10 protein-coding genes are annotated in these 10,500 nt (G+C 71.0%); all 10 read left to right on the plus strand.

What is annotated here, in order from left to right:
- Positions 1-333 precede the first annotated feature (333 nt).
- The 10 genes from U874_RS0113845 to U874_RS0113890 are packed head-to-tail and all read left to right on the plus strand — an operon-like array spanning position 334 to position 10,432.
- Entirely contained in the window at positions 334-1,173 is an 840-nt protein-coding gene (locus U874_RS0113845; RefSeq protein WP_115651534.1) for a GntR family transcriptional regulator, read from the plus strand.
- Positions 1,097-2,170: a BMP family protein gene (locus tag U874_RS0113850; protein ID WP_029988524.1), complete on the plus strand. Its 1,074-nt coding sequence runs from the start codon at positions 1,097-1,099 to the stop codon at positions 2,168-2,170. The genes U874_RS0113845 and U874_RS0113850 overlap by 77 nt, the downstream gene beginning before the upstream one ends.
- Before the next feature lie 36 nt (positions 2,171-2,206).
- The gene (locus U874_RS0113855; protein ID WP_025135131.1) at positions 2,207-3,835 is read left to right on the plus strand and encodes an ABC transporter ATP-binding protein; all 1,629 of its coding nucleotides are present in this window, start codon (positions 2,207-2,209) and stop codon (positions 3,833-3,835) included.
- Positions 3,832-4,980, plus strand: a complete 1,149-nt coding sequence (locus U874_RS0113860; RefSeq protein ID WP_025135132.1) for an ABC transporter permease — start codon at positions 3,832-3,834, stop codon at positions 4,978-4,980. The genes U874_RS0113855 and U874_RS0113860 overlap by 4 nt, the downstream gene beginning before the upstream one ends.
- Complete coding sequence (locus U874_RS0113865; RefSeq protein ID WP_025135133.1) at positions 4,977-5,879, plus strand: ABC transporter permease; 903 nt, start codon at positions 4,977-4,979, stop codon at positions 5,877-5,879. The genes U874_RS0113860 and U874_RS0113865 overlap by 4 nt, the downstream gene beginning before the upstream one ends.
- Positions 5,880-5,899: 20 nt before the next feature.
- Positions 5,900-6,466, plus strand: a complete 567-nt coding sequence (locus U874_RS0113870; protein ID WP_025135134.1) for a cysteine hydrolase family protein — start codon at positions 5,900-5,902, stop codon at positions 6,464-6,466.
- Positions 6,463-7,416 (plus strand): carbohydrate kinase family protein, encoded by a 954-nt coding sequence (locus U874_RS0113875; protein ID WP_025135135.1) that lies wholly within the window; start codon positions 6,463-6,465, stop codon positions 7,414-7,416. Before U874_RS0113870 ends, U874_RS0113875 begins: the two co-directional genes overlap by 4 nt.
- The gene (locus tag U874_RS0113880; protein WP_025135136.1) at positions 7,413-8,150 is read left to right on the plus strand and encodes a hypothetical protein; all 738 of its coding nucleotides are present in this window, start codon (positions 7,413-7,415) and stop codon (positions 8,148-8,150) included. The genes U874_RS0113875 and U874_RS0113880 overlap by 4 nt, the downstream gene beginning before the upstream one ends.
- Before the next feature lie 36 nt (positions 8,151-8,186).
- Positions 8,187-8,975 carry a sugar isomerase domain-containing protein gene (locus tag U874_RS0113885; RefSeq protein WP_025135137.1) on the plus strand — a complete coding sequence of 263 codons (789 nt, stop codon included), beginning with the start codon at positions 8,187-8,189 and terminating at the stop codon, positions 8,973-8,975.
- A gap of 2 nt (positions 8,976-8,977) precedes the next feature.
- The gene (locus U874_RS0113890) at positions 8,978-10,432 is read left to right on the plus strand and encodes an aldehyde dehydrogenase (protein ID WP_025135138.1); all 1,455 of its coding nucleotides are present in this window, start codon (positions 8,978-8,980) and stop codon (positions 10,430-10,432) included.
- Positions 10,433-10,500: the final 68 nt, after the last annotated feature.

A 10,500-nucleotide genomic window follows, 5' to 3' on the forward strand; every position in this document is an offset into this window, starting at 1 on the left:
GATCCGGTCGACTTTGATCCGCTATCGACCCCGTGAAGTGGATCAAAGTCGACCGGATCTTTGGGGGCGGGGGTGGGGGAGCCGAGCCCCGCCCGAGCCCGCGAACCCGCCGCGCACCGCCCCACGCCACCCGCACGCCACCGCACGCCACCCGCACGCCACCTCACACCGCCCCAAAACCGCCCCGAACCACCGCCCACGACCCCACCCCAATCCACCCCGACCCCAGCCAATTTTCGGGGAGTTGTGTCGATTGCTCTTGCGGGCGACCCCAGAAGATCTATACTTGTCCGGACAACCGGATAAGTCTGGTTCGTGGGTGAGGAGGCAAGGATGCTGTTTGATCTCGATGGTGCGCGCGGCGCGCTCCCGCTGTACGTGCAGCTGGCGAATGCGCTCGAGAGCCACATCGTCAACGAGAAGCTCGAACCGGGCACACGGCTCCCGAGCGAGCCCACGCTCGCGGCGGAGAACAACCTCTCGCGCGCCACGATCCTGAAGGCGTTCGAGATGCTCGTCGATCGCGGCCTCGTGTCCCGCTACCAGGGGAAGGGCACCTTCGTGCGGGCCCGCCCCATGGAGCGCAGCCTGCCCGAGCTCACGAGCTTCAGCGAGCACGTCGACAGCCTCGGCCTTCGCCCGGGCAGCACGCTGCTCGACTACGCCGAGTTCGCCGCGACCGACCCCGAGAAGCCCGCGTCGGCCTTCCCCGCAGACGTCGACATCGTGATGATCGAGCGCATGCGCAGCGTCGGCGGCACCCCGGTCGGCCTGCAGCGCCTCATCGTCCCGGCCCACGTTGCGCACCGCGTCGGCATCTCCGAGTCCGCCGCCGCGCACCCTGACTTCTCCTTCTACGGAGCGCTCCGCGCCGCGGGCCTCGAGCTCTCCGCGGGGGAGGAGACGCTGCGGGCGATCAATGCCGACGCCCGCGAAGCCGAGCAGCTCGGCGTCGATCCGGGCACCGCGCTCATTGAGGTGGACCGCCACTCGCGCGGCACCTCGGGGCAGCTGCTCGAGCACGTCCGCGCGCGCTACCTCGGCACCCACTATCTCTACCGAGTCACGCTGAACAACCCATCCAACGGAGGATCCCATGAAACGAACTCGAGCACTGCTCTGCGTACCGGTGGCGGTTACGCTCATCGCGCTGACGGCGTGCGCCCCGAGTAACGGCGGCAGCGGAGCCGGCGGCAGCGGAGCCGACGGCGACAGCGTTGCGCTCGTCGTCGCGCAGGGCGGGCTGGGCGACCAGTCCTACAACGACCTTGCGAACGAGGGCTTCACGCGAGCCGTCGCCGACGCGGGGCTCACGTCGAGCACGATCGAGTCCGAGGACATCGTCGGCCAGGGCGAGCAGCTGCTCCGCCGCGCCGGGCAGGCAGGCATCAACCTCGTCGTCGACCTCGAGTTCTCGCACAACGAGGTCATCGGCAAGGTCGCCTCGGACTTCCCCGAGAGCGACTGGGTGATCTTCAACGCCGAGTCCGCGGGCGACAACGTCGCCTCGGTGCTCTTCCAGGAGCAGGAGGGCTCGTACCTCGCCGGAGCGCTCGCGGCGATGCAGACCACAAACACGAGCGACCCGAAGATCAACGCCGACAAGAAGCTCGGCGTCATCGGCGGAGCCTCGAGCGTGGGCATCGACAAGTTCCTCGTCGGCTTCATCCAGGGCGCGCAGGCCATCGATCCCGAGATCGAGGTGCTCACGGCGTACTCGAACGACTTCGCGGATCCCGCCAAGGGGCAGCAGCTCGCGCAGGCGATGTTCGAGCAGGGCGCGGACATCGTCTACGCCGTCGCAGGCGGCACCGGGGCGGGCGTGATCCAGGCCGCGCAGGACGCGAACCACTACGCGATCGGCGTCGACGACAACCAGGACGGCCAGGCGCCGGGCTTCGTGCTCACGAGCGTGCTGAAGCGCGCGGACCTCGCCGTCGAGAGCGTGATCGGGGACTACGCGCGAGGCGAGTTCCCCGGGGGCAAGACGATCACCTTCGGGCTGAAGGAAGACGCGGTCGGGCTCACCGACTTCGAGTTCACGAAGGACGCGATCGCCCCCGAATCGCTCGCGAAGATCGACGAGCTCACCGCCGGCATCGTGTCCGGCGAGATCACGGTCTGGAACGTGGTGACCGACGGCTACCCGGACTTCTTCCCGGGAAAGTAAGCCGCAGGACCGACCCGACAAGGAAGTCAGGAATCGATGGAACAGCACACCCGGGCGGCGGAGACGGGATCCGCCCCGCCGCCCCGGATCGAAGCACGAGGGATCGCTCGATCCTTCGGCACGGTCCGAGCGAATCGCGACGTCTCGCTCGCCGCTCACCGGGGCCAAGTGCTCGCGGTGATCGGCGAGAACGGCGCGGGTAAGAGCACCCTCATGCGGATGCTCTACGGGCTCGACCGTCCGGATGAGGGCACGATCCTCATCGACGGCGAGCCCGTGCGCCTCACCAGCGCGCGCGACGCGATCCGCCGCGGCATCGGTCTCGTGCAGCAGGAGCTCGCGATCGTTCCCGAGCTCTCGCTGCTCGAGAACCTCGTGCTCGGCAACGAGCCGACGACGGCGGGCCGGATCGACTGGGGCCGCGCGCGGCGTGAGGCGGCGTCGCTCGCGGAATCCGTCGGCGCGACGATCGACTGGGATGTTCCCGCGGCGCACGCGCCCATCGCGATCCAGCAGCAGGTCGAGATCCTGCGGCTCATCGGGCGCGGAGCCGATCTCCTGATCCTCGACGAGCCGACCGCGGTGCTCGCGCCCGCGCAGGCGACGCAGTTGCTCGAACTCCTGCGGCGCCTCGTGTCAGACGGCAAGACCGTCATCTTCATCAGCCACAAGCTCGGCGAGGTGATGCACGTGGCCGACGCGATCACCGTGCTCCGCGCGGGGATCACGGAGCCCGCGATCCCGCGATCCGAGGCCTCCATCGAGGGGCTCGCGCGGCTGATCATGGGCGGCGAGTCCGCGCCGATCGACGCCGCGAACCCGGGGAGCCCCGGGGACGTGGTGCTCGCATGCCAGGGGCTCACCGCCGCGGACGACCGCGGGGTCGAGCGGCTCTCGGGTGTCGACCTGGAGGTGCGGGCCGGAGAGATCGTCGGCATCGCCGCCGTTTCGGGGAACGGCCAAGACGAACTCGCGGAGACCCTCATTGGCCTGCGCAAGCTCACGGCCGGCTCGGTTGCGCTGCGCGGCAGGCCCCTCACCCGGGCGTCGGTGCGGGCGCGGCGCCGCGCCGGCTTCGGCTACGTCAGCGCCGACCGCAAGCACGAGGGCCTCGCGCTCGACCTCTCGATCGCCGAGAATGCGATCGCGTCGCCCTCGCTGGGAGCGCTCACACGCGGCGGCTGGTTCGCTCCCGCGCGCGTGCGTCGGGCCGTGGACGGCGTGCTGAGCTCGGGCGCCGTGCGCTATGGCTCGGCGAAGGATCCCATCTCGAGCCTGTCGGGCGGCAACCAGCAGCGCGTCGTCATCGCCCGCGAGTTGCGCGACCGCCCGGAGGTGCTGATCGCGAGCCAGCCGACCCGCGGCGTCGACATCCGCGGCATCGCCTTCATCCACGAGCAGCTGCGCGCCGCCCGCGACGCGGGGAGCGCCGTCGTGCTCTTCAGCGAGGAGCTCGACGAGATCCAGGGGCTCGCCGACCGGATCCTGGTGCTCCACCAGGGCCGTGTTGTGGGCGAGCTGGGACGCGACGCGGACCGCGTCGTGCTCGGCAAGCTCATGCTCGGGCTCCCCGGGAGTGAGGACCCGGTGGCTGCGGCAGGAGCCGCAGCCACACCCGACGAGGCGATCGCCTCCGCATCATCCGAGGACGGGGACACCGCGTGACCGACCAGCAAGCGCCGGAGACCGGCGCGCACACCAGCTACATTCCCGTGCCGGCGCCCGGCCGATTCTCGTGGCGGGCCGCGGGCGAATCGGCCTGGCGGATCGCGGTGCCGGTGGCCATCGCCCTCGCGGTCGGCGCCATCGCGCTGCTGCTCGGCGGCGCGAACCCCATCGAGATCTACGGCATGCTCGTGCAGGAGGCCTTCGGTGACGCGGCGCGGATCAACGCGACCCTCACCGCCGCGACCCCGCTGCTCTTCACCGGGCTCGCCGCGGCGATCGCCTTCCGAGGCGGAGTGTTCAACGTCGGCGTCGAGGGCAGCTTCGGCTTCGCGGGCCTGGCCGCCGCGGTCGTCGGTGTGAACGTGGGCGGCCTTCCGCCCGTCCTCGCGATCACCGCCTGCCTGCTCGCCGGCATGGTCGCCGGCATGGCCGTCGCGCTCGTGCCCGCGATCCTGCGCACGTGGCTCGGCGTCGACGAGGTCGTCTCCACCCTCATGTTCAACTTCATCGTCACGGGCGTCACGGCCTGGCTCGTGCAGTCGTTCTTCCTCGCGCCGGGGCAGGCGAACTCCGCGACCGAGTACGTCGCCGCCTCCGCCGAGCTCCCCCTGCTCGCGCCGCCCGGCCAGCTCAACGCCGGCTTCCTCTGCGCCCTCATCCTCGTCGCCTGCTACGGCGTGTGGATCAAGCGCAGCCAGCTCGGCTTCGAGTTCGACGCCGTGGGCAAGACCGCCCGATTCTCGATGGCGCAGGGGCTCCGCGTGCGCACCGTGCTCATGAGCGCGATGCTCATCTCCGGTGCGATCGGCGGTCTCGGCGGAGCCGTGCACGCCCTCGGCGTGGTGCACCGCTTCTCGGTCGGCTTCTCCGCAAGCTTCGGCTTCACGGGGATCGCGATCGCGCTGCTCGCGCGGTTCAACCCCGTCGGCGTCGTGATCGGTTCGGTCGCGTTCGGCGCCCTTGCCGCCGCGGGGGCGACGGTGCAGCTCTTCGTGAACATCCCGATCCAGCTCATCAGCATCCTGCAGGGCACCATCATGATGCTCGCGGTCGCGCAGTTCGCGATCCCGCGGCTCGTGCGCGCTCGGCGGGCGAAGCAGCAGGACCGGCAGCAGCACCAGCAGGCGGAGGTGTCGGCATGATCGACAGCATCATTGGTTCGACGTTGCTCCTCGCGGTGCCGATCGTGCTCGCTGCTCTCGGTGGTGCCATGCACCGCCGCGCGGGCGTCGTGAACATCGGCCTCGAAGGGCAGATGCTCGTCGGCGCGTTCTCCGGGATCCTCGCGAGCGCGGCCAGCGGCAGCTGGATCGTCGGCGTCCTCGTGGGCGGTGCCGCGGGCGCGATCGCCGGTCTCATCATGAGCCTCGTGATCACCCGCCTCTCCGCCAACGAGATCATCGTCGGTCTCGGCTTCAACATCGTGGTGCTCGGCATCGTGGGGTTTGTGCTGCGGAGCGTCTATGGCGTCTCGGGAACCCTGCGGTTCCCCGACCAGCCCCGGATCCCGCGGATCGACATCCCCGGTGTCGCAGACGTCCCGGTGCTCGGCGCGATCGTGAGCGGCAAGGACATCCTGTTCTGGCTCGCCGTCGTGCTCGTCCCCGTCCTGGCCTGGGTGTTCACGAACACGCGCTGGGGGATCCGCACGCGCGCGACCGGGGCCAACGAGTTCGCCACCGCCTCGCTCGGCGTGCGCACGCTCGCGATCCGAGACCTGGCCGGTTCGATCGCCGGGCTGCTCGCCGGCCTCGGCGGGGTCGCCCTCGCCCTCGGCGTGAGCGGCCTGTTCAACGAGAACATGATCGCGGGGCGCGGCTTCGTCGCGCTCGCGGCGTTCTACTTCGGGCGCTCGCGCCCGCTGCCCACCGCGCTCGCGTGCCTGCTGTTCTCGTTCTTCGACGCGCTCCAGGTGCGCCTGCAGACCACGAGCCAGTTCCCCACCGACCTCATCCAGACCCTGCCCTACATCGCCGTCGTCGCGGTGCTCGCCTGGACCGGCTTCTCCGCGCTGCGCCGCCGCAGCCGCGTCGCCGTCTGACCCACCCACAGGAGACCCTCATGTCCGACCACGCGCCGAACACCGCACTGCTGCTCGTCGACGTCATCAACTCGTTCTACGAAGCGGGCCAGCCGAACTTCTACCCGGAGGTCGCAGCGACGCTCCCCGCGCTCGCGGAGCTGCGTGACACCGCTCGTGAGCGTGACGCGCTGCTCGTCCACGCGGTGGAGCGCCACTACCGGGGCCTCGCGGACTTCGAGTTCTCGAAGCTCCCGCGGCACCACGAGGACGGCGCCCACGACGCCGACTTCTTCCCGGGCTTCGCGCCCGTGGAGCGGGCGAACGAGATCGTCGTGCCGAAGCGCCGCTACTCGGGGTTCTACGCGACGGATCTCGATCTCGTGCTCCGCGAACAGGGGATCCGTCGGGTGATCGTCGCGGGGGTGAAGACGAACGTGTGCATCCGCGCGACCGTGCAGGACGCGTTCGCCGGCGGCTTCGAGGTGTTCGTGCCGCGCGAGGCGACGAACTCGAACCGTCCCCACCTCGCCGAGGCGAGCCTCGAAGACATCGACCGCTACTTCGGCCGGGTCGGTTCCCTCGCCGAGGCGAAGGAGATGCTGTGAACGGCCGCGCCCCACTCCTCCTCGTCGCGGGCTACGCGAGCGTCGACTTCGCGTTGCAGCTCGCCCCGTTCCAGGGCGCGGATGCGACGACCACCGTGCTCGGGCGCGCCGACGAGTGGCCGCGGCACGGGGGAGTGGCGCACGTGACCCGGGCCGCCGCGGCATCCGCCGCCGAGCTCGCCGCCGTGCGCGTCGCCGCGCTGTCCTGGGTCGGATCCGATCCCGAGGGCGCCGCGTGGATCGACGCTGTCGAGCGCGGCGGTGCCGAGACCCGGGGCGTCGCCGTCCGCGGCGAGCGCAGCCCGAACTCCTTCCTCCTCTATCCGGAGGGCGAGGGCACCATCTGCCTGTTCGATCCCGGCGACTGCCACGACGGCGGCCTCACCGAAGCGCAGCGCGCGCTCGCGGCGGAGGCGGCGCTCGTCGTGCTGACGATCGGTCCCGAGCGGGCGACGAGAGACCTGCTCTCGGCGATCCGGCCCGATGCGGTCGTGTGCTGGATCCTGAAGCAGGATCCCGCGTCGCTCACCGGCGAGCTGCTCGCGACGCTCGCCGCGCGGGCCGACGTGATCACGCTGAGCGCCGGGGAGTGCGCCGCGCTGGACGGCATCGCCGCGGCTGGGCGGCCGGGCACCGACATCGTCGTCACGCACGGTGCGCGCGGCGCCGAGCTGCGCCGGGTCACCGCAGACGGCGCCTCTGAACACCTCGGCGACGTGCCGGCCCAGCCGGTCACGGGCGTCGATACGACGGGAGCGGGCGACACCTTTTCCGGCACACTGGCCGCGCGCCTCGCCGCCGGTCCGGCCGAGGCCCTCGGCTCCCGCGGCGCAGCGGACGCCGCCCCCATGCTCGAGCACATCGCCGCGGCCTCGGCCGCCACGGCGCAGATGCTCAGCGCCCGCAGCGCGGACGCCACACCGACCACGACACGAATGAGGAAGCAATGACTGCAACACGAGAAGCCTGGTACATCCACTGCACGCCCGATCAGGTTGGCGAAGACGCCATTATCGTCGGCGACCGCGGGCGGGTGCTCCTCGCGACCGAGCTGCTCGAAGACGCCGAGCTGCTGAACGAGGACCGCGGCCTCACCACCGCGACCGGCACCTACAAGGGGCGGCGGATCACCATCAGCGCGTTCGGGATGGGCGCGCCCATCGCGGCGGTCGTCGTCGAAGAGCTCTCGTACATCGGGGTGAAGCGCGTGCTCCGGCTCGGCACGGTGATGACCGCGGGTGAGACGCCGCTCGGCGCGCTCGTCGTCGCGCACGGCGCGATCCGGGGCGAGGGCACCTCCGCCGGCTACCTGCCGGTCGAGTACCCCGCGGTGCCCGATTTCGCGCTCACCGCGCGGGCGGAGGCGGCAGCCCGTGCGACCGGGCGCCCCGTCGTCACGGGCGTCTACGAATCGGCCGACGGCTTCTATACCGAGCTGATGCGCCGCGACGACCCGGCAGGCCAGGCCGAGCTCGTGGAGCGCCGACGCGGGCAGCACGTCGTCGGCACCGACATGGAGACGAGCGCCGTGTTCGTCGTCGCCCGCGCCCGCGGCATCGCCGCCGCCTCGCTCTGCCTCGCGAGCGTCGCCGGGGACACCTTCGCGAAGCTCGACGGCGAAGACCGCCGCCAGGCCGAGCTCGACCTGCTGCACGCCGGCCTCGAAGCGCTCGTCGCCGAGTAGCCGACCGCCACAGACCACACAGAAAAGAGGAAGACAATGAGCATTGCACAGGGATACTTCGACGATGTGATCGCGAAGCTCGCGGGGGTCCGCGATACCCAGGATGAGGCCATCGCGCAGGCCGCGGAGATCTGCGCCGACACGATCCAGAACGACGGCCTCGTGTTCACCTTCGGCACGGGGCACGGCGGCTTCGCCGCCCTCGAGATGTTCCCCCGCACCGGCGGGGTCACCGGATTCCGCCCCATCGTCGAGAGCTCGATCGCGCTGATGCACCACGTGCTCGGCGATCAGGGCACCGCGCAGTACCGCTTCCTGCACACCCGCGAGGGCTACGGCAACGCGATCCTGCGCTCCCACCAGATCAAGGAGGGTGACTCGCTCATCCTGTTCTCGCACTCGGGTATCAACGCGGTCATTCTCGACATGGCCGTCGAGTTCCGCGAGCGCGGGCTGAAGGTCATCGCCGTCACCTCGGTGCCGCACTCCTCGCAGGTGGAGAGCCGCCACTCGAGCGGCAAGCGCCTCTACGAGATCGCCGACGTCGTGGTCGACACCGGGATCCCGCTCGAGGACGCCTCCCAGTTCATCGACGGCCTGGAATTCCCGGTCGGCCCGACGTCGACGTCGATCGCCGTCGCGGTCGGCCACGCGATCAACGCCTCGACCTCGGCCGCGCTCGTCGCCCGCGGTGAGACCCCGATGATCATGGTGAACACCAACTCGAACCGCACAAAGCTCGCGCACCAGCAGAACGACCGCAACTACGCGGAGCTGTGGCGGCGCCTCCGCTCGCGCGAGTTCTCGGCCCCGGAGGTGCAGTAGCGATGGCGAGTCTCGATCGCGAGCTCTGCATCGGCGGATCCTGGGTGCCGTCGCTCGGCGGTGAGCGCGTCGAGGTGCGCGATCCGGCGACGGGCGAACTCGTCGGCACGAGCGCCGTCGCGCAGGCCGCGGACGTCGACCGGGCGGTCGTCGCCGCGCAGGAGGGGTTCCGGCGCTGGAACCTGCTCACCGCGGACGAGCGCGCCGAGATCCTGATCCGCGCCGCCGCGCTCGTCGACGAGCGCACCCCGCAGATCGCCGAGCTGCTCACCCGTGAGCAGGGCAAACCGGTGCCCGACAGCGTGAAGGAGATCTCGTTCGGCGCCCAGGTGATCCGCTACTACGCGGAGCAGGGGCGCCGAGTGTGGGGTTCGATGCGCCCCACCGCGCGGAAAGACATCCGCTCGCTCGTCACCTGGGAGCCGCTCGGCGTCGTCGCCGCGATTGTTCCGTGGAACTACCCCGTCGACCTCTACGCGTGGAAGATCGGGCCGGCGCTCGCCGCGGGCAACGCGGTCGTGGTGAAGCCGCCGCTCGAAGCGCCCCTCGCGATCGCCGAGTTCGTACGCTGTTTCGTCGACGCCGGGCTGCCCGAGGGGGTGCTCTCGGATCTTCCCGGCGCGCTCGAAGCCGGATCCCGGCTCTCGGAGCACCCGGACGTGGCGGCGATCACGGCGACGGCCTCGACCGCGACCGGGCAGGCGATCATGCGCTCGGCCGCGGCGACGATGAAGCGCGTCACGCTCGAACTCGGCGGGCACTCGCCGTTCATCGTGCTCGATGACGCGGACATTCCCGAGGCTGCGGCGGCTGCCGCACGCCGCTCGTTCTCGAACGCCGGGCAGATCTGCATCGCCGTGAACCGCATCTTCGTCGACGAACGGGTCGCCGACGACTTCGCGGAGGCCGTCGCCGCTGAGGCGCGTGCGATCACCCTCGGCCACGGCGTCGACGCCGGGGTCACCGGGGGACCCGTCACCACGCCCGCCGTGATCGAGAAGACGCGGCGCCACATCGACGACGCGCTCGCCGCCGGGGCCGTGCTCGGCGCGGGCGGCGCGCATGCCGAGGTACGCGATGGCCTCGACCAGAGCATGTTCTTCGCGCCGACCGTGCTCGACCGGGTGCCGGTCGACGCGCTCGTGATGCGGGAGGAGAGCTTCGGCCCGCTCGTCGCGGTGCACCGCTTCGGCGCGGCGGACGACGTGGTGGAGCTCGCCAACCGTGGCGACTACGGGCTCGCGGCCTACGTCTACGGCGACGACCTGGACCGCGCCTGGGGCGTGGCCGAGGGCCTGCACGCCGGCGGCGTCGGGGTCAACGTGAACGACGTGTCCGAGCTGCAGGCCCCCTTCGGTGGCTGGAAAATGTCGGGCTTTGGCCGCGAGCTCGGGCCGGAGGGCCTGCAGGGCATGATGCAGCAGCGGCACATCCGGATCCGCCGCCGGGCGGTGTAGGCGCGGGCGTGGGGGCGGGGGGCGCCTGCTCCCGCCCGCGCGCAGCAAGATCCGGTCGACTTTGATCC

This window comes from Leucobacter sp. PH1c (genome assembly GCF_000633415.1).
Taxonomy (GTDB): Bacteria; Actinomycetota; Actinomycetes; order Actinomycetales; family Microbacteriaceae; genus Leucobacter.

Coding starts and splice junctions, on each gene's coding strand:
- U874_RS0113845 (WP_115651534.1), top strand. CDS start 334: ATGCTGTTTGATCTCGATGGTGCGCGCGGCGCGCTCCCGCTGTACGTG.
- U874_RS0113865 (WP_025135133.1), top strand. CDS start 4,977: ATGATCGACAGCATCATTGGTTCGACGTTGCTCCTCGCGGTGCCGATC.
- U874_RS0113890 (WP_025135138.1), top strand. CDS start 8,978: ATGGCGAGTCTCGATCGCGAGCTCTGCATCGGCGGATCCTGGGTGCCG.
- U874_RS0113855 (WP_025135131.1), top strand. CDS start 2,207: ATGGAACAGCACACCCGGGCGGCGGAGACGGGATCCGCCCCGCCGCCC.
- U874_RS0113880 (WP_025135136.1), top strand. CDS start 7,413: ATGACTGCAACACGAGAAGCCTGGTACATCCACTGCACGCCCGATCAG.
- U874_RS0113870 (WP_025135134.1), top strand. CDS start 5,900: ATGTCCGACCACGCGCCGAACACCGCACTGCTGCTCGTCGACGTCATC.
- U874_RS0113850 (WP_029988524.1), top strand. CDS start 1,097: ATGAAACGAACTCGAGCACTGCTCTGCGTACCGGTGGCGGTTACGCTC.
- U874_RS0113885 (WP_025135137.1), top strand. CDS start 8,187: ATGAGCATTGCACAGGGATACTTCGACGATGTGATCGCGAAGCTCGCG.